Here is a 23,065-nt window from a genome sequence, read left to right on the forward strand (position 1 = left end):
ATCACTTCGCCCCAAAAATGCGCTGGAGTAATCCAGGCTTTTCATAGTTGGTAAAGCGCAACTCGACTTCTTCGCCGAGGAAACGCGAGACCACGTCTTCATAGGCTTGCGCCACGTCCGTGCCCGTGAAATGGATGGCCGGATTGCCCTGGTTCGAGGCGGCCAGTACTTGCTCCGACTCCGGAATGATGCCCACCAGCGGGATGCGCAGGATTTCCTGCACGTCCTGGTAGGACAGCATTTCATCCGATTCCACGCGTTTCGGCGAGTAGCGGGTGATCAGCAAATGTTCCTTGACCGGCTCGCCGCCCGTCTGCGCGCGGCGCGACTTGGCTTGCAGGATGCCGAGGATGCGGTCCGAATCGCGCACCGACGACACTTCCGGGTTGGTGACGATGATGGCTTCGTCGGCGAACGTCAGCGCCATCAGCGCGCCATGCTCGATGCCGGCCGGCGAATCGCAGATGATGAACTCGAAACCCATATTGATCAGGTCGTTCAACACGCGTTCCACGCCTTCTTCCGACAAGGCATCCTTGTCGCGCGTTTGCGACGCGGGCAGGATGAACAGGTTGTCGCAGTGCTTGTCCTTGATCAGGGCCTGGTTCAGGGTGGCCTCTTTGTTGATCACATTGATCAGGTCGTAGACGACGCGGCGCTCGCAACCCATGATCAGGTCGAGGTTACGCAGGCCCACGTCGAAGTCGAGCACGGCTGTCTTGTGGCCGCGCATGGCCAGGCCAGTGGAAAAACTGGCGCTAGAGGTCGTCTTGCCGACACCGCCCTTGCCGGACGTCACAACAATAATTCTTGCCACAAATAATCCTTTTCAGATATCTCTTGAATTGTGCAGCTTAAGAGCGGTTCACGGGAGTGACCGGATTGACAGAGTGTATATCGATTCTGTCTCCAGCCAAACGAATTTGCGCGGGTCCGCGCGCCATTTCCGCAGGGAAACCATCCTCGAACGTGCGGTACACGCCGGCGATCGAGACCAGTTCCGGTTCCATGGCCAGCGCGAAGATGCGCGCCTGGGCATTGCCCGAGGCGCCGGCCAGCGCGCGGCCGTACAGCGAGGAATACACGTGGATGCTGCCGTCGGCGATGATTTCGGCGCCATTGTTGACGACAGCGGTAATGATCAGGTCGCAGCCGCGCGCATAAATGCGCTGCCCGGCCCGCACGGGCGTGTCGATGACCATCACTTGGGCGTCGGCGCCCGCCTGGGCGGCCGCCGTGGGCGTATCCTTGGGGCCATCCTTGGGCGGCGCATCGTCGCGCGTCTTGCCGCTGTCGAGGCTCAAGCCTTGCGCCAGGATGGCGTCATGCATGTCGGCCGGCGCATTGCGCACGGCCACGGCATTCAAACGGTATTTTTTCAGCAGGGCCACCAGGGCGGCCCAGTCGATGGGCACGCTGCCGGGCGGCAAGGCCGCCACGTCCAGCACGGCCAGGTCGTCCTCGAAAAAGTCGGCCACGCCGCCCGTCATGTCGCGCAAGGCGGCATCGAGTGCCTGCGTATCGGCGCTATGCATGATGGCGGAGACAGCAACGACGGTGGAAATCTTGATTTCGATAGGCTTCTGCGACGGGCTTTTGGACATAAACATTTATCAAAGTGAAACTGCGGCAGGCCAGATGTTCCGTATGGCAACAATGGGAGCAGTAAATTTCTTGCATTCTACTGCAAAAAAATCGGCGTCAGGGGCCTGGCGCGTGCTATTCCGCAGGGCAACACCCACTTCATGTCAAAAAAAACGGGCGGCGCCCCGGAAAACCGGTGCGCCGCCCCGAAAGCCGCCGAGAATGCGCCTTGGCGGCGCTGTCCTGGATCACGCCGCACGCATCTGCCGCGCCGCTGCGACCATATTCTTTAACGCCGCCTCCGTTTCCACCCAGCCCCGCGTCTTCAAGCCGCAATCCGGGTTGACCCATAAATGGGCCGGTGGAATCACGGCGCTGGCTTTTTGCAGCAATGTCACCATGTCGGGCGTCGAGGGGATGCGCGGCGAGTGGATGTCGTACACGCCGGGGCCGATTTCGTTCGGATACTGGAACTGGCCAAAGCCTGTCAGCAGTTCCATGCCGGAGCGGCTCGTCTCGATCGTGATGACGTCGGCATCCATGGCGGCGATCTGCGGCAGGATGTCGTTGAACTCGGCATAGCACATGTGGGTGTGGATCTGCGTCGCGTCGCTGACGACGGACGCGGCGATACGGAAGGCACGCGTGGCCCAGTCCAGGTAGGCGTCCCACTGGCCGCGGCGCAGCGGCAAGCCTTCGCGGATGGCCGGTTCGTCGATCTGGATGATGCCGATGCCGGCCGTTTCCAGGTCTGCGACTTCGTCGCGGATGGCCAGAGCCAGCTGCAGCGTCGTGGTGGCGCGCGGCTGGTCGTCGCGCACGAACGACCATTGCAGGATCGTCACCGGTCCCGTCAGCATGCCCTTCACCGGTTTGTTCGTCAGGCTTTGCGCGTGCACCGTCCAAGCCACCGTCATGGCGGCCGGGCGCTGCACGTCGCCGTAGATGACGGGTGGCTTGACGCAGCGCGAGCCGTACGATTGCACCCAGCCCAGGCGGGTAAACATAAAACCGTCCAGCTGCTCGCCGAAGTATTCGACCATGTCGTTGCGTTCCGCTTCGCCATGCACGAGCACGTCCAGGCCCAGCGCTTCCTGGCGCCCCACGGCGTGGGCGATTTCGGCGCGCATCTTTGCTTCATACTCGGCGCCCCCAAGTTCGCCTCGCTTGAAACTGGCGCGCGCGGCGCGGATGGCCATCGTTTGGGGGAAGGAACCGATGGTCGTCGTCGGGAAGTCGGGCAACTGGAAACGCGCGCGCTGCACGGCCTGGCGCAGCGGGAAGCTGGAATCGCGGCGGTCCACGGTGGGCGTGAGCGCTTGCAGGCGCTGCGCCACTTGCGGACGGTGCACGCGAGGGCTGGCGCGGCGGCCGGCAATGGCTTGGCGAGAAATGGCCAAGGCGGCCAGCGCAGCGTCATCAGGATGGCCTTCGAGCGCGCCCTTGAGGATGGCGATCTCCGCCAGTTTTTCCGTGGCGAACGCCAGCCAGGTGCGGATTTCAGCGTCGAGCTCCGTTTCCGCTTCCAGACTGAACGGCACGTGCAGCAAGGAGCACGACGGCGCCAGCCACAGCTGGCCGTTGCGCTTGGCCGCCAGCGGCTGCAGCACGGCCAGGGCCGCGTCAAGGTCGGTGCGCCAGATGTTGCGGCCATCGACGATACCGATCGACAAGACTTTATGCGCGGGCAGCCAGTCCGTCACGCTGACCAGTTCATGCGGCGCGCGGATGCCGTCCACGTGCAGGCCAGCCACGGGCAGGCGGCAGGCCAGGCTGAGGTTTTCTTCCAGCGGCGAGAAATACGTGGCCAGCAGAATATTGATACCTACTTGGTTCAGTTGCCAGTAGGTACTCTCGAAGGCGCTGCGCCACGCGGTAGGCAAGTCCAGACCCAGGATCGGTTCGTCGACCTGCACCCACGCCACGCCTTGCTGCTTGAGGCGGTCGAGCAGGGCGCCGTAGACGGGCAGCAATTGCTCCAGCAGGGCCAGGCGGTCGAAGCCGTGAGTCTTTTCCTTGCCCAGCCAGAGGAAGGTGAGGGGGCCGATCAGGGCCGCCTTGACCTGGTGGCCCAGCGCCTGCGCCTCGGCCACTTCCGCCAGCAGGCGCTCGCAAGCGAGAGAAAACCGGATCTGCGGCGACAATTCGGGCACCAGGTAATGGTAATTGGTGTCAAACCACTTGGTCATTTCCAGCGCGGCAGTGCCTGCGGCGTGTGCATGGTGCGCGTGGCCGCAGCCCGCGTGCTCCGCATGCGTTTCTTCACCGCGCGCCATCGCGAAATAGCGCGACAGGGGCGATTGCTCTGGCGCAAAGTCAAAACGCGCCGGTTCGCAGCCCAGCAGCTGGATATGGTTGGCGACCTGGTCGTAAAAGGCGAAGTCGCCCACGGTGACGTAATCGAGCCCGGCGTCCCTTTGCAATGCCCAGTGGCGCGCGCGCAGTTGCTGGCCCGTCGCTTCCAGCGCTGCTTCGGACAGCTCGCCGCGCCAGTGGCTTTCCAGCGCCAATTTCAGTTCACGCGCGGCGCCGATACGGGGAAAGCCAAGGATGTGGGTACGAATGGTCATGATGTCATCGAGATTTAATGTGAATGCGCTAGAGTGTGCGGCAACTTGATCTATAATCAAAACGAAACATTTTGCCGAATAACATGAAAATAATTCACGTACACATCCCACTTTTCCGATGCTAGAAATCCGCCACCTGCGCACCCTGAGTGCCCTGCGTTCGTCCGGCAGCCTGGTGCGCGCCGCGCAACTGCTCAACCTGACCCAGTCGGCCCTGTCGCACCAGATCCGTTTGCTCGAAGAGCGCTACAAGGCGCCCTTGTTCGAGCGCAAGTCGATGCCGATCGCCTTTACGGCCACGGGCAGCCGGCTGCTGGAGCTGGCTGACAAGCTGCTGCCCGAGATCGAGCTGGCCGAGCGCGACGTGGCGCGCCTGTCGCAGGGCGATCAGGGACAGCTGCGCGTGGCGCTCGAATGCCATACCTGTTTCGACTGGCTCATGCCCGTGATGGATGCATTCCGCCAGCGCTGGCCGGAAGTGGAAATCGATCTTGTCTCCGGCTTTCACAGCGAACCGGCGGACTTGCTGCGTTCGGGCGAGGCCGATCTCGTGATCGGTTCGCCGTATGGTCCCGACTTCACCGTGTTTCCCCTGTTCCGCTTTGAAATGCTGGTGGTGATGGCGCAGAAGCACCGGCTGCAGGCGCAGCGCCGGCTGATGGCGGCCGACTTTACGGGCGAGACCTTGATTACCTATCCCGTGCCGGAAGAGCGCATCGACCTGATCCGCGAAGTGCTGCGGCCGGCCGGCATCCAGTTTGAGCGTCGCACGGCCGAATTGACGGTCGCCGTGCTGCAATTGGTGGCGAGCCGGCGCGGCATTGCCGCTTTGCCGAACTGGGCCATCAAGAATTACGTCGATTACGATTATGTGGTGGCGCGCCCGGTGGGCGAGCATGGCTTGTGGAGCGATTTGTATGTCTCCGTGCCAGACCATCTGCAGGACAAGGCGTACGTGCGTGATTTCGTCAGCGTGATACGCGAGCAGTGCGCGGCCTCGCTCGATGGTATCAAGTTGTTGTCTTGATCAACGTTGAGTTGGAAACAAACCAACAGCAAAGCTTGAGATATATCAAGGTTCAGTAATGAACCACCGCTTACAGTTGAGCACTGTGCGGCGCAACATGGCGCCGTCTACTCTTTGGGGAGAAACGACATGTTTTCATTTTCCGAACAATGGGCACTGGCCGGCAAGGCCGTGGTGGAAGCGCAATTGATCAGCGCGCAAGCGTATGCCCAGGCCGCCGTCGACAGCGGCGCCAGCGTGCTGGACTTGCAACTCGATGCGGCCCGCTCGGCGCTGGCCGCCGCTACGGTGGCGGGCAATCAGCTGCTGTCCGTGAAGGATACGCAAGCGCTGCTGCAGCTGTCGCGCGCGCAGTCGCAACTGGCCATCGAACGTATCGGTGCGTATGGCCGCCAGGCAAAGGATGTTGCCCAAGAAACCCAGGAGAAATTCGAGACTGTGACAAAGGGTGAGTTTGCTGCATCGCGTCAAAAATTTGGCGAGCTGTTGCAAGTAGTAAAGCAAACCCCCGTACCTCTGATTATTCCCTTCAATAATTTTCTAAAAACCACTTTCGGCGGCGCCGATGAAGGGTATGATAAAAATAAAAACACGCGTCCTGTTCGCCAGGCGTAAGCGTGTTGCGGCCCGGCAGCGGCTATCCGCCGCGCCAGTCCGCCCGCTGCCACCGCAAGCAGGCTGTCATCGCCGCCGCCTGCGGTGCGGCGCTGGAACTGCGGCGCATGCCGCGCTAGAATGAAATGCAGCTTGCTGTGTCTTCCCCGGATTCTCATTGGATTCTATTAGTACCTTGACCTTGGCCCTCGTGGCCTGCATATCGGAGAAATAAATGGATGATGTCGTAATCGTGGCCGCCGGCCGTACCGCAGTCGGCAAATTCGGTGGCAGTCTGGCCAAGATTCCTGCGTCCGAACTGGGCGCGCATGTAATCAAGGGCTTGCTGGCACAAACCGGCATCGACCCGAACCTGATCGGCGAAGCGATTCTGGGCCAGGTGCTGACGGCCGCCGTTGGCCAGAACGCCGCGCGCCAGGCTGTCATCAAGGCTGGCCTGCCCAGCTCGATCCCGGCATTTACCATCAACAAGGTTTGCGGCAGCGGCCTGAAGGCCACGCACCTGGCGGCGCAAGCGATCAAGTGCGGCGACGCCAACATCATCATCGCCGGCGGCCAGGAAAACATGAGCGCTTCGCCGCACGCGATGAACGGCTCGCGCGACGGTTTCCGCATGGGCGACTTCAAGATGATCGACACCATGATCGTCGACGGCCTGTGGGACGTGTACAACCAGTACCACATGGGCATCACGGCGGAAAACGTCGCCAAGAAATACGAAGTGACGCGCGCCGAGCAGGATGAATTCGCGCTGCAGTCGCAGCTGAAAGCGGAAGCGGCGCAAAAAGCGGGCAAGTTCAAGGATGAAATCCTGCCGCTGGAAATCGCCAACAAAAAAGGCACCGTCGTCTTCGACAGCGATGAATACATCAAGCCAGGTTCGACCCTGGAATCGCTGTCCGGCCTGCGCCCCGCGTTCGCCAAGGACGGCACTGTTACCGCCGGCAATGCGTCGGGCCTGAACGACGGCGCCGCCGCCGTGATCATGATGTCCGCTTCGCAAGCGAAAGAACTGGGCTTGAAGCCGCTGGCGCGCATCAAGGCTTACGCCTCGTCGGGCCTGGACCCGGCCGTCATGGGCATGGGCCCCGTCTCCGCGTCGCGCCTGTGTCTGAAAAAAGCCGGCTGGACGCATGAAGAGCTGGACCTGATGGAAATCAATGAAGCGTTTGCCGCGCAAGCGATTGCCGTCAACAAGGAAATGGGCTGGGATACCAGCAAGATCAACGTGAACGGCGGCGCGATCGCCATCGGCCACCCGATCGGCGCGTCCGGCGCGCGCATTTTGGTCACCCTGATCCACGAAATGATACGCCGCGACGCCAAGAAAGGCTTGGCAGCCTTGTGCATCGGCGGCGGCATGGGTGTTGCTCTAGCGATCGAACGGGACTAATGGTGGACATCGAACCTAAGCTACTGCGCGTCGCGATTTGCGGCCTGCGATGCTCACCGTGCTAAAGCACGGTTGCGCTTCTTAGCCACAACTCGCTGCCGCTCGCTACGGTTAGGTTCGATGTAATCCGCCGCTGGATTGGACCGGTGGGACAGGATAGCTTTAAGCAAATTATTAACTTTTTAGCAATAGAACGACACTGAGGGGATGAAAATGGCAAGAGTTGCATTGGTAACTGGTGGCATGGGCGGTCTGGGCGAAGCGGTGTGTTTCAAGCTGGCGGCCCTCGGCTATCGCGTGGTGACCACATATTCCCCAGGCAATCCGAAGGTCGCGGAATGGCTGGCGACGACGAAGGACATGGGCTATGACTTCAAGGCCTACCCGTGCGACGTGGCCGACTACGATTCGGCGGCTGCCTGCGTGGCTGCCGTGGAAGCGGAAATCGGTCCTGTCGACGTGCTGGTGAATAACGCCGGCATCACGCGCGACATGACGTTCAAGAAGATGGACAAGCCGAATTGGGACGCCGTGATGGGCACCAACCTTGATTCCGTCTTCAACATGACCAAGCCTGTCTGCGACGGCATGGTGGAACGCGGCTGGGGCCGTATCATCAATATCTCGTCCGTCAACGGCCAGAAGGGCGCCTTCGGCCAGACCAACTATTCGGCCGCGAAAGCCGGCATGCATGGTTTCACCAAGTCGCTGGCGCTGGAAGTGGCGCGCAAGAACGTCACCGTCAACACCATCTCGCCAGGCTACATCGGCACCAAGATGGTCATGGCAATTCCGCAGGAAGTGCTCGACAGCAAAATCATCCCGCAAATTCCGATGGCGCGCCTGGGCAAGCCGGAAGAAGTGGCCGGCCTGGTCGCCTACTTGGCTTCCGATGAAGCGGCGTTCGTCACCGGCGCCAACATTTCCATCAACGGCGGCCAGCACATGTCGTAATAGTTGTTGAGGTAAAACAGAAAGACAGCTTCGGCTGTCTTTTTTTTTTATGCTTGCCAGCAAAACAAGGGGATGGCCGGATTTGTCTTAGAATCAGCATTTCCCCACTGCATCATCTCCATGACCCTAGTTCCTGCTTTGCGCCGCGCCAGCGTGGCCGCCATCCTTTTCCTGGGCGCTGGCGCGGCCCAGGCCAGCGTCGCGTTCCACGTCACGGTGACAACCGAACGCGTCAACCAGCCCGGCGTGAAAACCAGCTTGCCCGCGCGCACTACGCAGGAAAGCGATGTCGTGCTGGGCCCCCATTACCTGAGCGTACGCGATGGCAAGGCCTTGTCCGTGTTGGACTTTGCCACGCGCCGCCGCTACGTCATCGATATGGCGGCGTCCACCTACGACACGTATTCGCTGTTCGACGTGGCGGGTTTTCGCGTCTTCGAGCTGCGCCACCGGCAGGGGATTGTCGGCATATTGAAGGCGGGCGGCCTTGAACAGCACGCAACGCTGCCCGTGTATGAGGAGCAAGCTTTGTCGGTGCTGGACAACAAGCGGCGCGGCGCGCTGGCGCCGCAAGTGCTCGACGGCGCCGTGCTGTGGTCGCTCGACAAGCAGCCCCTGCTGCGCTTGGGAACAGCCGGCAGTCCCGTCAGCGGCGACGATGCGACGGCGTTTGCCCAGTACTTGCGCTACACTTGGGGCGGTCATCCGCTGGTGCTGAAGCTGCTGGCCGACGGCAAGCGCATCCCCGCCGACTTCACCTTGCACTACCAGGAAGTGGGCGGCACGGTGACGCGGCATTTCCGCGTCAGCGCCATGACGGCGGGTGCGCCCGCCACGCATTCCCTGGCCGCCTACCGGCCACGTCCGCTGGCGGCCGATGCGCCGCCGCTCGAACGGGTGCTGGCGCAGGCGGCGCTGTTGCCGCCGCCGGGACCGCAAGCCCATCCCGCGCTGCGCGCCGAAGCGGAAAAGCTCTTTGCGGCAGACAAACCCTTCGAGGCTTTCTTGACCATGCTGGAAGACCATTTTTCCACGGGTGCGCTGGTCGAAAAACTGTCGCTTCAGCAGCAGCGGGCCATGCAGGAGTGCCAGCCCATCCACGACTTGACGCGGGGATTGCAGGCCAAGGACAAGGAGGGCATCGCGGACGCGCTGGCCACCGTGCAGGAATTCAGAAAGCAAACGGGGATGGCGCAGCCCATCCTGGCCTTGTTCGAGGGGAATTTGCGCGCCAAGCTGGGGCAATGGCCGCAAGCGACGGCCTTGTATCTGCACGTGCTGCAGCTAAAACCGCAGATGGCGGCCGTGTACCAGGATCTGGGCGACGCCTTGCTGGCGCAATTCGATGCGCCGAATGCCTGGCGCAGCTGGGATGCGGGGCGTGCCATGGCGCCGTCGCTGCGGCAATTTCGCAAGGTCAACGACCTTGAGCGCAGCTTGCAGAACGATTACCCCGCCTTTTTTGCCGACGCTAAAGCAGTTCAGCCCAGCACCAGCCGTCCGGCCAGCAGCACGAAGACCGAGGGCAGCACGAACTTGCCGTAAGGCGAAGGCTTGCCGCGCAGGCGGCGCGCCAGGCGTGCGGCCAGCACGGCGTAGATGGCGTCGAACAGCAGGCCCATCAGCACCAAAACAGCGCCCAGGCGCAGGTATTGCATGCCGACCTGCTCGCTGCCGGCGACAAATTGCGGCAGGAACATACTGCAAAACAGCAGTGCCTTCGGATTGAGCAGATTCGTCAGGAAGCCGCGCACCAGGCTGGCGCGGGCGCTGTGCGCCGTGGTGGGGGCGGCTTCGTCCGGCGCCGTTTTGCTCGACAGGGCCGACTGCAGCAGGCGCAGCGCCAGGTACAGCAGGTAGGCGGCGCCCGCCCATTTGACCCACTGCAAGGCTTGCGGATGCGTCACCATCAACGCCGCCAGGCCCGCGCCCGACAGCGCCACGTGGACGGCGCGCGCGCCGGCGATGCCCACGGCCGTCACCAGCGCCGTGGCCACGCCGCGCGCGGCGCCCGTCGCCAGCACCAGCGCCATGTCGGGACCCGGTAATAAAAAGGCGCCGGCCAGTGCCAGCAGGTACATCAGGAAGGTAGAATCGGACATGGGCCAGTCGAAAAGAATAGCGGGAGCATGCGCACGGTGCAGCCTGCTCGCCGGGTTCCATTATGTTCTTGCAGCGATGAAATGTGCTTGCTTTTCCTGCCCTGCATGCCCTAGTATTCGGGTAGATTCCACTCGTATAAAAATAAAAAATAGATGAAAATTTCAGAAGTTAGCCTCGACGCCACCGATTTACAGATACTCAGGCTGTTGCAGGATGAAGGAAGGCTGTCGAATGCGCGCCTGGCCGAGCGCTTGAAACTGAGCGAAACTCCCGTCTGGCGCCGTTTGCGCCGCCTGGAAGAGGAAGGTTTTATTACCGGCTACCAGGCTTTGCTCAACCGCAAGAAGCTGGGCATCGGCCTGGTCGCGTTTGTCCGGGTCGTGTTTGCCAACCATGGCGGCGAGCAGCCGTCGCAGTTCGAGCAAGCCATCGCGACGATTCCCGAAATTCTGTCGTGCCACAACGTGGCGGGCGAAGCCGATTATTTCCTGCAAGTGGTGGCGCGCGACCTGGAAGCGTATGGCGAATTCGTCTCGACGGTCTTGCGCCGCCTGCCTGGCGTGGCGGAAATCCAGTCCAGCCTGTCGATGCGCGAAATCAAGTCGTCGAACCGCCTGCCCTTGTTGCTGGCCTGAGGCGCCGGCGGCGCACTATAATTGGAACAGTTGCCAGGACTCGCGCCTGGCGCCCTGACCGCCACTCCAAGGACCGCCATGCCAGATACCCTGTCGCCGTTATTTCCCGCCCTGTCGCCGAACCGGCACGGCATGCTGGCGGTCGATGACATCCACACCATTTATTGGGAAGAGTGCGGCAACCCCGACGGCATACCCGTGCTGTTCCTGCATGGCGGCCCCGGCGCGGGCCTGTCGCCGCAGCACCGCCGCTTCTTTGATCCGCAGCGCTACCGCGTGATCCTGTTCGACCAGCGCGGCGCCGGCAAGTCCACGCCGCTGGGCGAATGGCGCAACAACACGACGCAGCTGCTGATCGAGGACATCGAACGCTTGCGCGCCCAGTTCGGCATCGTCCAATGGCTGGTGTTTGGCGGCTCGTGGGGCTCGACCCTGGCGCTGGCGTATGGCCAGGCGCATCCCGCAGCCTGCCTCGGTTTCGTGCTGCGCGGCATTTTCCTGTGCACGCAGGCGGAAATCGACTGGTTCATCGAAGGCGTGCGCTGGTTCTATCCGGAACTGTACGCGGAATTCGCCGCGCCGATTCCGCCGGAAGAACGGGGCGACTTGCTGGCGGCCTATGTGCAACGCATCCTCAGCAGCGATCCAAACGTGTACTGGCCGGCCGCGCGTGCCTGGAGCCGCTTCGAAGGCCGTCGCGTCTACCTGATGCCGCAACCGGAAGATGCGCCGAACGATGCGCTCGACCTGGGGGTGGGCCGGCTCGAATCGCATTACATGGCCAATCTCGGTTTCTTCGAGGAAGACCAGCTGATCCGCAACATGGAGCGCATCGCGCATTTACCGGCGGTTATCGTGCAAGGACGCTACGACGCCATCTGCCCGCCGCTGTCGGCCTACCGCCTGCAGCAAGCCTGGCCTGGCGCGCAGCTGGAAATGATCCCGGACGCGGGCCATGGCGCGCTCGAGCACGGCATCGCTTCGGCGCTGGTGCGCGCCACCGAGCGCTTCGTGCCGGGGCGCGGCTTCGCATGACCTTGCAACATGCCGGTTGGCAAAGCGGCCAGCCGGCATGCGCCACCTGCTACACTATGGCCTGTGCTGGCGCCAAGGTCGGGCGCCGGTGTGAACCCACGACTTTTATCCATGAACATACAGATCGGCGACATCGGCCATATCATCCAGCTGGCGATTGCGCCGGTTTTCCTGCTGACCGGCATCGGCACCATGCTGGTGGTGCTGACCAACCGCCTGGGCCGCATCATCGACCGCACGCGCGTGCTGGAAGACCGGCTCGACATCGGCTACAACGATTTCTATATGGATGAGCTAGATACCCTGTATCGGCGTACCCATCTGATCAATTACTCGATTTCGCTGAGCACGGCGTGCGGTTTCTTCGTCTGCGTCATCATCGCCATGCTGTTTTTGGGCGATATTCTGAACCTGACCCTGGACAAATACATCGCGGCCTTCTTTGTGCTGGCCGTGATTTGCCTGATCGGCTGTTTTATTTATTTACTGCGCGAAATTTATCTGGCCGCGACGGCCCAGCGCATCCGGCGCCATATCCGCCCGCCACGGTAAGCGGCGCGCCGGTTTACCCTACTATTGAAGAACGAGTCCAGCATGCACGATTACAAACGTCCCCCCACCCTGCACCGCTACGGCCAGCGCAGTGAACTTGAGCTGGCGCTGAGCCTGGGCCAGTTCCGCCTGGCGCCAGCGGGCAATTGTTTGACCCTGAGCTTTTCGCAAGTGTGGGACAAGCAACTGTTCGACCTGTTCGCCCCGGCCGACGCCTGTTTGATCATCCACAATACGGAAGAATTCGGCGAACGCCTGCACCGCGCCGTGCAGCGCACCCTGCCCAGCTGGGCAGGCATCGATGGCCTGGTCGAATACGGCCAGCGCGCCGCCCTGGGCGCCGCCTTCACCAAGACGCGCGCCGAAGCGCCCGAGCAGGAATGGCTGTTCGCCTGGCGTTCGATGCAGCCGCAGGCCAGCCTGAACCCCGTCACGGTGAAGCTGGGCAGCCTGGAAAACTTCGCGGAAATCCGCGACCGCGACACCTACCTGGCGTAATTTAGCTGGATTTGTCGGTGTACTGGCTGTCGATGCGGGCCAGCACGGCCGCCATCATGCGCTCGATATCGCCGCGTATCATGGTCGTGCCCAGCATGCCGGGTACATAGAAGCCCGGCATCAGGCGGCTGGAAAAGACGATGCGCGTGCCGCCCGTCTCGGGCACGGGATACAGATTCCAGCGCGATTCGTAATGCCGCATGTCGCCGGAGATCAGGGCGATGTCGATGGACGTCAACGGCGTTTCCGTGGCCCGCACCACCAGATGGATGGGGTGGTTCATGAACAGGAAACGGGCCATGCCCTGCTGCTCGATGATGACTTCATTGCCGTTGCGCGACAGTACGCGGCAGGAACTGAGGTCGGGCACGAATTCATTCATGCGCTCGTAGGTGGTCAGGGTCTTCCAGACGGACGCCGGCGGCGCCTGCACGCTGGCGCTGGCATCGACTTCATACATTCGCTGCCCGTCGACCTCGATGCGCTTGACCTCGACCTTGAGCTTGTCCAGGCGTATCGCCTGTGCCAGCGCGGTAGCGGGGACGGCGCACAGCATCAGCAGGCAGAGGAAGAGTCGCTTCATGCCACCTAGCCTACGGGAAAGTACCGCCCGGCACAAGCTGTACGCATCGCCGGCCGGCGCGCCGGGCGATTTAGAACTCCCGGTCTAGAGAAAGTCGCTGCGGCGATCGGCAATGCTTGCTACCGTACGGCCTGCAACCACCTTACCGGACCGATCACCATGACTGCCTATCCCCATCTGCTGGCCCCGCTCGACCTGGGTTTTACCACCTTGCGCAATAGAGTCATCATGGGGTCCATGCACACGGGCCTGGAAGATCGTTTTTATCATTACGGCAAGCTCGCCGCGTTTTACCGCGAACGGGCGCGCGGCGGCGTGGGACTGATCGTCACGGGCGGCATTTCGCCGAACCGCCAGGGTTGGCTGCTGCCGTTCGGCGGGACCTTGAATTTCCTCGGCGACGTGCCGAACCACCGCAAGGTGACGCGCGCCGTGCACGAGGAGGGCGGCAAGATCGTTATGCAGATCCTGCATGCGGGCCGCTATGGCTATCAGCCGTTCGTCGTGTCGGCGTCGGCCAAGAAATCGCCGATCTCGCCCTTCCGTCCCCGCCCCTTGAGCGAACGGGGCATCGAACGCACCATCTGCGACTACGTGCGTTGCGCGCGCCTGGCGCAAAAGGCGGGCTACGACGGCATCGAAGTGATGGGCAGCGAAGGATATTTATTGAACCAGTTCCTGTGCGCGCGCACGAATCTGCGCCAGGACCGCTGGGGCGGCAGCATCGAAAACCGCATGCGCCTGCCCGTGGAGATCGTGCGCCGCATCCGCGCCGCCGTGGGTCCCAACTTCATCATCATGTACCGCCACTCGCTGCTCGACCTGGTCGAGGGCGGCAATACCTGGGACGACGTGGTGACGGTGGCCAAGGCGCTCGAGCACGCGGGCGTGACGATTTTGAATACGGGCTTCGGCTGGCACGAGGCGAGAGTGCCCACCATCGTCACCTCGGTGCCGCGCGCGGCCTTCGCTTCCGTGGCGGGCCGCTTGCGCCGTGAAGTGGCCATTCCCGTGGTGGCGTCGAACCGCATCAACATGCCGCACGAAGCCAACGCCATCCTCGAGCGGGGCGACTGCGACCTCGTGTCGATGGCGCGCCCCTTCCTGGCCGACCCTGACTTTGTCGCCAAGGCGGCCTCGGGACGCGCCGACGAGATCAACACCTGCATCGGCTGCAACCAGGCTTGTCTCGACCACACGTTCGCCAACAAGCGCGCCAGCTGCCTCGTCAACCCGCGCGCCTGCCATGAAACGGAACTCGTGTACGCGAAAAAGGCCGTGCCGCGCCGGGTGGCCGTCGTCGGCGCCGGGCCGGCCGGCTTGTCGGCCGCCTGCGTGGCGGCCGAATGCGGGCACGCGGTGACCCTGTTCGACAGCAGCGACAGCGTGGGCGGCCAGTTCAAGGTGGCCATGCAGATACCAGGCAAGGAGGAATTCACGGAAACCATCCGCTATTTTGCGCGTCGGCTGGCGCTGCTGGACGTCAAGCTGCGCCTGGGCCAGCGCGTCACGCGCGAGCAATTGCTGGCCGGCGGCTACGACGACGTCATCGTCGCCACCGGCATCAAGGTGCGCCTGCCGGCCATTCCCGGCATCGACCATCCGAAGGTGCTGTCGTATCTGGATGTGCTGCAAGCCAGGAAGCCCGTGGGCGCGCGCGTTGCCATCATCGGCGCGGGCGGCATCGGTTTCGACGTGGGCGAGTATCTGTTGCACGACCCGGCGCACCCGCTGCCGCAACCCGTGGCCACCTGGGCGGGCGAGTGGGGCGTGGACTTGAACGCGGCCACCGGTGGCGGCCTGGTGCCGCCCGTGGCGCCCCATCCCGTGCGGCAAATCTTCCTGTTGCAGCGCAAGACGTCGAAAGTGGGCGCGGGGCTGGGCAAGACGTCAGGCTGGGTGCACCGCGCGGCGCTGGCGAGAAACGGCGTGGCCATGCTGGCCGGCGTGAGCTACGACAAGATCGACGAGCAGGGCTTGCACATCACCGTGGGCGGCGAGCAGCGCCTGCTGGCGGTGGACAACGTGGTCATCTGCGCGGGCCAGGACAGCTTGACGGAACTCATGCCGGAAACGGACAAGGATGGCAAGCCGCTGGCGTCGGGCGGCCCGCGTTTCCACAAGATCGGCGGCGCCGCGCTGGCGGCCGAGCTCGATGCCAAGCGGGCGATACGGGAAGGGGCGGAGTTGGCCGCCAGCCTGTAAAAAGAAAGCCTGCCGGCTGGGTAGCGGGCAGGCCTGTGGATGAAAAGGGCGCTGGCTTAGTGCCCGCCATGCCCCTTCTTCGCCGTCTCAAAACTTTGCAGCACGTGCTCGGCCATGCCATTGGCCAGCTCGTGCTCGCCAATGAAGACCTTGCCCGCGTTTTCCGCGCGCAGCAATTCCGCCTCTTCCTCGCTGTGCGTGCGTACCACCGTCAGGATGGCGGGGTTCAGCGCGCGCGCCGTCTCGATCATGGCGCGTACGTGGAAGGTGTCCGGCGTGGCGATGACGAGCATGGTGGCGTGCGTGATGTGCGCCTGGATCAGCACGGCCGGTTCGCCCGCATTGCCGGCCACGGCCGGGATGCCCTGCTTGCGCAGCTGGTCGACGATTTCGCGGTTTTCCTCGGCCACGACAAAGTGGATGCCCCGTTCCATCAGGGCGGCGGCGATGCGCCGGCCCACGCGGCCATAGCCGACGAGGACGATCTGGCCCGAGAGTTTTTCCTGCGGCACCGTCATCGGCAGCTCGGCCAGCGGGTCCGTCGTGCGTTCGAACTTGCGGGCGAAATCGCTGTTGCTCATCACGCGCAGCAGCGGCTTGGCCATGCTGAAGACGAGCGGGTTGAGGGCGATCGACAGGATGGCGCCGGCCAGGATCAGGCTTTGCCCTTCCTGCGGCATCAGGCCCAGGGAGAGGCCCAGCGCGGCCAGGATAAACGAGAACTCGCCGATCTGCGCCAGGCTGGCCGAGACGATGATGGCCGTCTTCGGCGGATAGCGCAGCGCCATCACGAGCAGGAAGGCGGCGATCGACTTGCCGAAGATAATGATGGCGCATACGGCCAGCACTTGCAGGGGCTTCTCGATGAGGATGTTCGGCTCGAACAGCATGCCGACGGAAACGAAGAACAGCACGGCGAACGCGTCGCGCAGGGGCAAGGACTCCTCCGCGGCACGGTGGCTCAGTTCGGATTCGCGCAGCACCATGCCGGCGAAGAAGGCGCCCAGCGCGAACGACACGCCAAACAGCTTGGTGGACGCATAGGCGATGCCGACGGCGGCGGCGATCACGCACAGGGTAAACAGTTCGCGCGAACCGGTGCGCGCCACTTGCCATAAAATCCATGGGAACAGCTTGCGGCCGACGACCAGCATGAAGATGATGAAGCCGGCCACCTGGCCCAGGGTCACGGCCAGGGTTTGCCACAGACTGACGGCTTCGGCGCCGGGGGCGACTTTGCCGCCCAGCGCACCGGCAAACGCCGGCAACAGCACGAGGACCAGCACGGTGACGAGGTCTTCCACCACCAGCCAGCCGACGGCGATGCGGCCATTCAGGGAATCGAGGATGCCCCGTTCTTCCAGCGCGCGCAGCAGCACCACGGTACTGGCCACGGACAGGGCCAGTCCAAAGATCAGTCCGCCACCGAGGGTCCAGCCCCACCAGTGGGCCAGGCCCATGCCCATCGCCGTGGCGACACCGATCTGCAAGATGGCGCCGGGCAGCGCGATCTTGCGCACGTCCCACAAGTCTTCGATGGAAAAGTGCAGGCCGACACCGAACATCATCAGCATCACCCCGATTTCCGCCAATTGTCCCGCTATTTCCGCATCCGCCACGAAACCGGGCGTGGCCGGTCCGATGATGATGCCGGCGGCCAGATAGCCGACCAGTGCCGGCAGTTTCAGGCGCGCGGCGATAAAGCCGAAGATGAGGCCGAACCCGAGGGCGGCGGCGATGGTGGTGATCAGGCTGATGTCATGGGGCATGCGTGTGGGGTTCCTTATGGGGACGTGCGGATGGAAAAAGATGTTGCTCAGCGACCAAGTATAAACGCATCAAAGCCCCTGCCGGAAAATTTCCTGCGGCTTTATTGCAAAAAACCTGTGCTATATCTTCGTCCAGGTGGCCGCGAACGCATGTCATCCACCTCGAACATCGCCTAATTCAGGAGTCAGGCGATGTTACACCCATGCGCTCAGAGCTTGCGCACGACCACGCAGCCGATGGAATAGCCGGCGCCGAACGAGCAGATGACGCCCGTGGCGCCCGCCGCCATGTCATCCTGATATTTATGGAAGGCGATGATGGAACCGGCCGACGACGTATTGGCGTAGGTGTCGAGGATCACGGGCGCTTCGTTCTCTTGCGCATCGCGGCCCAGGATCAGGCGCGCGATCAGCAAGTTCATGTTCAGGTTGGCCTGGTGCAGCCAGTAGCGGGAGACTTGCGCCACTTCCACGCCGGCCTTGGCCAGGGTTGCCTTGATCATCTCGGCGGCCATCGGGCACACTTCCTTGAAGACCTTGCGGCCTTGCTGGCGGAACAGTTTATCCGCCTTGCCCACGCCGGATTCGTCAAAGCGGTTGAGGAAACCGAAATTGTTGCGGATGGCATTCGAGAAGCGCGTTTTGAGTTCCGTGCCGATGATCTCGAACTGGTGCTGGGACACGGCCGTGTCTTTTGCTTCGACGATGATGGCGGTGCACGCGTCGCCGAAAATGAAATGGCTGTCGCGGTCGCGCCAGTTCAGGTGGCCGCTGGTGATTTCGGGATTCAGGACCAGCACGGCGCGCGCCTGGCCGCTTTGCACGGCGGCCACGGCTTGCTGGATGCCGAAGGTGGCGGACGAACACGCCACGTTCATGTCAAAGCCATAACCATCGATGCCCAGCGCATCCTGCACTTCCACGGCCATGGCCGGGTAGGCGCGCTGCATATTGCTGCAGGCCACCAGCACCATATCGATGTCGGCCGGCGTGCGGCCGGCGCGGGCCAGCGCGTCGCGCGCGGCGGCAACCGCCATTTCCGCCTGCAAGGACAGTTCGTCATCGCCCCGTTCCGGGATGCGCGAGACCATGCGCGCCGGATCGAGGATGCCTTCCTTTTCCATCACGAAGCGCGACTTGATGCCGGACGCCTTTTCGATGAAGGCCACGCTCGACAGGTCCAGCGCCGTCACCGTGCCCGCGGCGATCGCGTCGGCATTGTCGGCATTGAACTTTTCCGCGTAGGCATTGAAGCAGGTGACCAGCTCTTCGTTGGAGATCGAAAATGGCGGTGTGTACAGTCCGGTACCGCTGATGACGACTTGTTTCATGGTTAAACTTTCAAATTTGGCAATCGACGTGGCGCCGATAAGTGAAGCAAATTTTACACAAACGTGCTCGACTGTAGAGAGTTTCGTGTTGCGGGGCAGGGCGATGTGTGGCGGAAGATTGATTTTTGTCGCGTGGACGGGATACCGGGGGGCATGGCGTCCCCCTGGCTGTGCTGCTTACTTCTTCTGCTCTTTCTTGACGTCGGCTTGCACCACCACCGGTTCGGCCTTGGCCAGTTGCACCGGCAAGCCCTTCAGGTGATTGAGCGCCTGGTGCAATTGGAAATCGTCCTTGCTGCCAAATTCCAGCGGCTTGCGGGTCTTTTCCAGCGCGATGATGCGCAATTGCTCTTCCATCTCGTCGTTGACGGGGGCCGCTTTGGCGCTTTCTTGGTCGCGGTCGTTGCTCAGATGCTTGGTCAGGTCCGCTTCGCGGATGCGCAAGCCGTTCAAACCGTCGCCGTCCGCATTTTCATCGACCAGCAGGTCGGGCACGATGCCCTTGGCCTGGATCGAGCGGCCGTTCGGCGTGTAGTAGCGGGCCGTCGTCAGCTTGACGGCGGTGTCGGCCGTCAATTGACGGATGGTTTGCACGGAACCCTTGCCGAAGGTTTGCGTGCCGATGATGGTGGCGCGCTTGTAATCCTGCAGGGCGCCGGCGACGATTTCCGAGGCCGAGGCCGACCCCGTGTTGACGAGCACCACCAGCGGCACTTTCTTGATGGCGGCGGGCAATTTCGCCAAGGCGTCGCCTTCCGAGCGGAAAGTATAGTATTCAGCGCGGCCGTAGAACACCTGTTTCGAGTCCGGCAGCTGGCCGTTGGTCGAGACGATGGCCGCGTCCTTCGGCAGGAAGGCGGCCGAGACGCCGATGGCGCCCTGCAGCACGCCGCCCGGATCGTTGCGCAGGTCGAGCACCATGCCCTTGATGTTCGGATCTTGCTTATATAGCGCCGTGATCTGTGCGGCCATGTCGTCGACGGTCGGTTCCTGGAATTGCGACACGCGCAGCCAGGCATAGCCGGGCTCGACCATCTTCGCCTTCACGCTCTTTTGGTGGATTTCCTCGCGCGTGATGGTGAAGGCCAGCGGCTGCGGTTCATCCTTGCGGGCAATGGTCAGCGACACCTTGGTGCCCGGTTCGCCGCGCATGCGCTTGACGTTGTCGTCCAGGCTGACGCCTTTCACGGGCTGGCCGTCGAGGCGGGTAATCAGGTCGCCGGCCTTGATGCCGGCGCGGTAGGCGGGCGAATCCTCGATGGGCGAGACAATCTTGATGTAGCCGTCTTCGCTGAGGCCAATTTCAATGCCCAGGCCGACGAACTTGCCCTCGGAGCCTTCGCGCAGTTCGGCGTAGGCTTTCTTGTCGAGGTAGGCGGAATGGGGGTCGAGCGAGGCGACCATGCCTGAAATGGCGTCTTCCAGCAGTTTCTTGTCTTCCACCGGCTCGACGTAATCGGACTTGATCAGGCCAAACACATCGGCCAGCTGGCGCAACTCTTCCAGCGGCAGGGGCGGCTCGACGGTTTTTTGCGCCATGGCGGAAAATTGCAGCGACACGGCGACGCCGGCCACCACGCCCAGGCCGATCAAGCCGGTATTTTTGAGTTTGCCCATCATTGCACCTTTGCAGCTAGCGTGTCTTGCACAAGCGCCAGTCCCCGTGGAGCGGCGCTTTGTTGAAAGTATAGACCTGAATCTCTGCCGGCGTGGGCCGGCCGTGGAAAAAGCGTGCCTGGACCCAGGCTACGCGCGAAAACGGGGCCGCCAGCTTGCCATATGTTGCGGTTTTGTATGCGATGTATAGGGAGTCTTGAGGGGAGTAAGCATTTGTAAGAGTCGAAAAAAAGCGTGTGCTGCGGCCCTATAGTGGACTCGCATTCTCGACCCGAAGTGGTTTTGCCTGCGTCCGCGGACGCAGGCTTTTTTTTATCCGGAGCCCGCGTGAGCATGGGTAGCTGAGGGGCGATTCCGGGGGCCAGGATGGTCAAATGGCATGCTCGCGTGCTACATTCCTGCAGCGCCTGGCGCGGCAGGCTATCCGCCCTAAGCCATCCGCCCGGTCTTTTTTGACATGCCCCATAAGGACAATCCGTGAATCGCTATCTCTTGAGCAGTCTGACCCTGACCCTGTTGGCTGCGTTTGCCCATGCCGCCGAACCCGTATCCGCCGCTGCCGCCCCGACCGTGGCACCAAGCGCCACACCTGCCGCCGCTGGCGTCGTTTCCGGCATCGATGTGCAGTACATCGACCCCGCCGTGCGCGTGCAGGACGACTTCTTCACCCATTTGAACGGCAAGTGGCTGGCCACGGCCGAGATTCCTGCCGACAAGTCGAGCTGGGGTTCGTTCGCCAAGCTGCGCGATGACACTACGCCGCAATTGCGCGGCATCATCGTCGCCACGCAACAGGACAAAAACAAGAAAGCCGGTTCCGAAGCGCAGAAAATCAGCGACCTGTACGCCAGTTACATGGATGAAGCCAAGCTCGATGCGCTGGGCACGAAGCCGCTGGCAGGTGAACTGAACCGCATCCGCTCGCTGCGCGACAAGAAGGGCGTGCCGGCCCTGATCGCCCATCTGAGCCAGACGGGCGTGTCGACCCCGTACGCCGTCTACGTGGGCCAGGATGCGCGTGCCTCGACGAAATATGCGGCTTACGTGAGCCAAAGCGGCCTGGGCATGCCCGACCGCGATTACTACCTGGAAGCCAAGCAGGCTGGCGTCAAGGAAAAATACCAGGCGCACGTGGAAAAAATGCTGGCCATGGCCGGCGACAAGAACGCCGCCGCGCGCGCCAAGGCTGTTGTTGCGCTGGAAACGGCCTTGGCCGAAGTGCAATGGACCAAGGTCGAGAACCGCGACCCCGTCAAACGCTACAACAAGACCGACATCAATCAACTGAACGACCTGACCCCGGGCTACGACCTGAAGTCCGGCCTGGCCGCCCTGGGTATCGCCAACAAGGTCGATTACGTCATCGTCAACCAGCCGAGCTACCTGGCCGGCTACAACAAGGTGCTCGCGGCCGCCGACCTGGACACCGTGAAAGCGTATTTTGAATGGCAATTGCTGCGCAGCTATGCCAGCTACCTGTCGAAAAACTTCGTCGATGAAAGCTTTGCCTTTTACGGCACGGTGCTCAGTGGCGTGAAGGAAAACCAGCCGCGCTGGAAGCGTGGCGTGGGCGCCGTTGAAGGCGTGCTGGGCGAAGCCGTCGGCAAGTTGTACGTGGCGCAATATTTCCCGGCAGAGCGCAAGGCGCACATGCAGGAACTGGTGAAAAACGTGCTGGCCGCCTACAAGGACAGCATCGACACCCTGGACTGGATGAGCCCGGAAACCAAGAAGGAAGCGCAAGCCAAGCTGGCCAAGTTCACGCCGAAGATCGCGTATCCGAACAAATGGCGCGATTACACGAAGCTGCAAATCGTCCAGGGCGACCTGGTGGGCAACATGATGCGCGCCGCCAACTTTAGTTCCGCACGCCAGGTGGCCAAGCTGGGCAAACCGATCGACCGCGAAGAGTGGGGCATGACGCCGCAAACGGTAAACGCCTATTACAGCTCGACGATGAATGAAATCGTCTTCCCCGCTTCCATCCTGCAGCCGCCGTTCTTTGACGCCAACGCGGACGACGCCGTCAACTATGGCGCCATCGGCGCCGTCATCGGCCATGAAATCAGCCACGGCTTCGACGACAAGGGCAGCCAGTCCGATGGCGACGGCAACCTGCGCGACTGGTGGACCCCGGCCGACCGCAAGAATTTTGCGGCCAAGGCCGACGCGCTGACCAAGCAATACGATGGCTACAGCCCATTGCCGGGCTACCACGTCAACGGCGCGCTGACCCTGGGCGAAAACATCGCCGACAACTCGGGCGTGGCGATCGCCTATAAAGCCTATAAAATCTCGCTGGGCGGCAAGCCGGCGCCCGTGCTGGATGGTTTGACGGGCGACCAGCGCTTCTACATGGGCTTTGGCCAGGTGTGGCGCAGCAAGATGCGCGAAGCGCAGCAAATCGTGCAGATCAAGACCGACCCCCATTCGCCGGGCCAGTACCGCGCCAATGGCACCATGGTCAACCAGCCTGGCTTCTATGAAGCGTTTGGCGTGAAACCGGGCGACAAGATGTATGTCGCGCCGGAAAACCGCGTGATCATCTGGTAAACATCGTATCCATGTAAACGTTATCTTGTCACAACAAAAAA

The 23,065-nt window shown here is 62.5% G+C and carries 19 protein-coding genes; 11 read left to right on the plus strand and 8 right to left on the minus strand.

All coding sequences use genetic code 11. The features are described from left to right. Nucleotide 1 precedes the first annotated feature (1 nt). The 3 genes from minD to metE all read right to left on the minus strand — a co-directional run bounded on the left by minD (nt 2) and on the right by metE (nt 4,154). On the minus strand, nt 2-817 hold the full coding sequence (gene minD, locus VM94_RS01775; RefSeq protein ID WP_034752889.1) for a septum site-determining protein MinD: 816 nt from the start codon (nt 815-817) through the stop codon (nt 2-4). 37 nt (nt 818-854) lie between these two features. Beyond that, a complete protein-coding gene (gene minC / locus VM94_RS01780) occupies nt 855-1,604 on the minus strand; it encodes a septum site-determining protein MinC (RefSeq protein WP_046682062.1) in 750 nt (249 codons plus the stop codon). A 228-nt stretch (nt 1,605-1,832) separates the two neighbouring features. Further along, a complete protein-coding gene (metE, locus tag VM94_RS01785) occupies nt 1,833-4,154 on the minus strand; it encodes a 5-methyltetrahydropteroyltriglutamate--homocysteine S-methyltransferase (RefSeq protein WP_046681912.1) in 2,322 nt (773 codons plus the stop codon). A gap of 118 nt (nt 4,155-4,272) precedes the next feature. Here metE and VM94_RS01790 point away from each other — a divergent pair, with 118 nt between their 5' ends. From VM94_RS01790 to VM94_RS01810, 5 genes are all read left to right on the plus strand, one after another. Continuing rightward, nucleotides 4,273-5,181 carry a LysR family transcriptional regulator gene (locus VM94_RS01790; RefSeq protein WP_046681913.1) on the plus strand — a complete coding sequence of 303 codons (909 nt, stop codon included), beginning with the start codon at nt 4,273-4,275 and terminating at the stop codon, nt 5,179-5,181. A 129-nt stretch (nt 5,182-5,310) separates the two neighbouring features. Beyond that, nucleotides 5,311-5,796 (plus strand): phasin family protein, encoded by a 486-nt coding sequence (locus tag VM94_RS27110; RefSeq protein ID WP_052755456.1) that lies wholly within the window; start codon nt 5,311-5,313, stop codon nt 5,794-5,796. A 214-nt stretch (nt 5,797-6,010) separates the two neighbouring features. Continuing rightward, entirely contained in the window at nt 6,011-7,189 is a 1,179-nt protein-coding gene (locus VM94_RS01800) for an acetyl-CoA C-acetyltransferase (protein WP_035823614.1), read from the plus strand. Nucleotides 7,190-7,402: 213 nt separating this feature from the next. Further along, nucleotides 7,403-8,143, plus strand: coding sequence for an acetoacetyl-CoA reductase (phbB, locus tag VM94_RS01805; RefSeq protein ID WP_035823615.1), 741 nt, complete (start codon nt 7,403-7,405; stop codon nt 8,141-8,143). 120 nt (nt 8,144-8,263) lie between these two features. Next, nucleotides 8,264-9,688 (plus strand): hypothetical protein, encoded by a 1,425-nt coding sequence (locus VM94_RS01810; protein ID WP_138828947.1) that lies wholly within the window; start codon nt 8,264-8,266, stop codon nt 9,686-9,688. On the opposite strand, the gene VM94_RS01815 is transcribed toward VM94_RS01810, so the two are convergent. Beyond that, the gene (locus VM94_RS01815; protein ID WP_046681915.1) at nt 9,625-10,245 is read right to left on the minus strand and encodes a LysE family translocator; all 621 of its coding nucleotides are present in this window, start codon (nt 10,243-10,245) and stop codon (nt 9,625-9,627) included. The genes VM94_RS01810 and VM94_RS01815 overlap by 64 nt on opposite strands. Nucleotides 10,246-10,398: 153 nt before the next feature. Here VM94_RS01815 and VM94_RS01820 point away from each other — a divergent pair, with 153 nt between their 5' ends. The 4 genes from VM94_RS01820 (at nt 10,399) to VM94_RS01835 (ending at nt 12,966) form a co-directional block, all read left to right on the plus strand. Beyond that, on the plus strand, nt 10,399-10,881 hold the full coding sequence (locus VM94_RS01820) for an Lrp/AsnC family transcriptional regulator (protein WP_034752896.1): 483 nt from the start codon (nt 10,399-10,401) through the stop codon (nt 10,879-10,881). A gap of 78 nt (nt 10,882-10,959) precedes the next feature. Continuing rightward, nucleotides 10,960-11,916 carry a prolyl aminopeptidase gene (gene pip, locus VM94_RS01825; protein ID WP_046681916.1) on the plus strand — a complete coding sequence of 319 codons (957 nt, stop codon included), beginning with the start codon at nt 10,960-10,962 and terminating at the stop codon, nt 11,914-11,916. A 111-nt stretch (nt 11,917-12,027) separates the two neighbouring features. Beyond that, nucleotides 12,028-12,468, plus strand: a complete 441-nt coding sequence (locus VM94_RS01830; protein WP_034783716.1) for a DUF2721 domain-containing protein — start codon at nt 12,028-12,030, stop codon at nt 12,466-12,468. Between the two features lie 42 nt (nt 12,469-12,510). Beyond that, on the plus strand, nt 12,511-12,966 hold the full coding sequence (locus tag VM94_RS01835; protein ID WP_034752899.1) for a hypothetical protein: 456 nt from the start codon (nt 12,511-12,513) through the stop codon (nt 12,964-12,966). A gap of 1 nt (nt 12,967) precedes the next feature. On the opposite strand, the gene VM94_RS01840 is transcribed toward VM94_RS01835, so the two are convergent. Further along, complete coding sequence (locus tag VM94_RS01840; protein ID WP_235432789.1) at nt 12,968-13,549, minus strand: SRPBCC family protein; 582 nt, start codon at nt 13,547-13,549, stop codon at nt 12,968-12,970. Nucleotides 13,550-13,708: 159 nt separating this feature from the next. Between VM94_RS01840 and VM94_RS01845 the strand changes: the two genes are divergently transcribed. Then, nucleotides 13,709-15,754 (plus strand): NADPH-dependent 2,4-dienoyl-CoA reductase, encoded by a 2,046-nt coding sequence (locus VM94_RS01845; protein WP_046681918.1) that lies wholly within the window; start codon nt 13,709-13,711, stop codon nt 15,752-15,754. 56 nt (nt 15,755-15,810) lie between these two features. Here the strand turns inward: VM94_RS01845 and ybaL are convergent, their stop codons facing one another. The 3 genes from ybaL to VM94_RS01860 all read right to left on the minus strand — a co-directional run bounded on the left by ybaL (nt 15,811) and on the right by VM94_RS01860 (nt 20,474). Further along, nucleotides 15,811-17,523 (minus strand): YbaL family putative K(+) efflux transporter, encoded by a 1,713-nt coding sequence (gene ybaL / locus VM94_RS01850; RefSeq protein WP_046681919.1) that lies wholly within the window; start codon nt 17,521-17,523, stop codon nt 15,811-15,813. 209 nt (nt 17,524-17,732) lie between these two features. Further along, a complete protein-coding gene (locus VM94_RS01855; RefSeq protein ID WP_046681920.1) occupies nt 17,733-18,854 on the minus strand; it encodes a beta-ketoacyl-ACP synthase III in 1,122 nt (373 codons plus the stop codon). 177 nt (nt 18,855-19,031) lie between these two features. Further along, nucleotides 19,032-20,474, minus strand: a complete 1,443-nt coding sequence (locus tag VM94_RS01860) for a S41 family peptidase (protein WP_046681921.1) — start codon at nt 20,472-20,474, stop codon at nt 19,032-19,034. 474 nt (nt 20,475-20,948) lie between these two features. Between VM94_RS01860 and VM94_RS01865 the strand changes: the two genes are divergently transcribed. Continuing rightward, nucleotides 20,949-23,024 carry a M13 family metallopeptidase gene (locus VM94_RS01865; protein WP_046681922.1) on the plus strand — a complete coding sequence of 692 codons (2,076 nt, stop codon included), beginning with the start codon at nt 20,949-20,951 and terminating at the stop codon, nt 23,022-23,024. Nucleotides 23,025-23,065 lie beyond the last annotated feature (41 nt).

Origin of the sequence: Janthinobacterium sp. KBS0711 (genome assembly GCF_000988085.1) — a bacterium.
GTDB classification, from domain to species: domain Bacteria; phylum Pseudomonadota; class Gammaproteobacteria; order Burkholderiales; family Burkholderiaceae_D; genus Janthinobacterium; species Janthinobacterium lividum_E.

Excerpts from the sequence above, each read along its gene's own strand:
- minC (WP_046682062.1), bottom strand. The coding sequence starts at position 1,604 with ATGTCCAAAAGCCCGTCGCAGAAGCCTATCGAAATCAAGATTTCCACC.
- metE (WP_046681912.1), bottom strand. The coding sequence starts at position 4,154 with ATGACCATTCGTACCCACATCCTTGGCTTTCCCCGTATCGGCGCCGCG.
- VM94_RS01790 (WP_046681913.1), top strand. The coding sequence starts at position 4,273 with ATGCTAGAAATCCGCCACCTGCGCACCCTGAGTGCCCTGCGTTCGTCC.
- VM94_RS27110 (WP_052755456.1), top strand. The coding sequence starts at position 5,311 with ATGTTTTCATTTTCCGAACAATGGGCACTGGCCGGCAAGGCCGTGGTG.
- VM94_RS01800 (WP_035823614.1), top strand. The coding sequence starts at position 6,011 with ATGGATGATGTCGTAATCGTGGCCGCCGGCCGTACCGCAGTCGGCAAA.
- phbB (WP_035823615.1), top strand. The coding sequence starts at position 7,403 with ATGGCAAGAGTTGCATTGGTAACTGGTGGCATGGGCGGTCTGGGCGAA.
- VM94_RS01810 (WP_138828947.1), top strand. The coding sequence starts at position 8,264 with ATGACCCTAGTTCCTGCTTTGCGCCGCGCCAGCGTGGCCGCCATCCTT.
- VM94_RS01815 (WP_046681915.1), bottom strand. The coding sequence starts at position 10,245 with ATGTCCGATTCTACCTTCCTGATGTACCTGCTGGCACTGGCCGGCGCC.
- VM94_RS01820 (WP_034752896.1), top strand. The coding sequence starts at position 10,399 with ATGAAAATTTCAGAAGTTAGCCTCGACGCCACCGATTTACAGATACTC.
- pip (WP_046681916.1), top strand. The coding sequence starts at position 10,960 with ATGCCAGATACCCTGTCGCCGTTATTTCCCGCCCTGTCGCCGAACCGG.
- VM94_RS01830 (WP_034783716.1), top strand. The coding sequence starts at position 12,028 with ATGAACATACAGATCGGCGACATCGGCCATATCATCCAGCTGGCGATT.
- VM94_RS01835 (WP_034752899.1), top strand. The coding sequence starts at position 12,511 with ATGCACGATTACAAACGTCCCCCCACCCTGCACCGCTACGGCCAGCGC.
- VM94_RS01840 (WP_235432789.1), bottom strand. The coding sequence starts at position 13,549 with ATGAAGCGACTCTTCCTCTGCCTGCTGATGCTGTGCGCCGTCCCCGCT.
- VM94_RS01845 (WP_046681918.1), top strand. The coding sequence starts at position 13,709 with ATGACTGCCTATCCCCATCTGCTGGCCCCGCTCGACCTGGGTTTTACC.
- ybaL (WP_046681919.1), bottom strand. The coding sequence starts at position 17,523 with ATGCCCCATGACATCAGCCTGATCACCACCATCGCCGCCGCCCTCGGG.
- VM94_RS01855 (WP_046681920.1), bottom strand. The coding sequence starts at position 18,854 with ATGAAACAAGTCGTCATCAGCGGTACCGGACTGTACACACCGCCATTT.
- VM94_RS01860 (WP_046681921.1), bottom strand. The coding sequence starts at position 20,474 with ATGATGGGCAAACTCAAAAATACCGGCTTGATCGGCCTGGGCGTGGTG.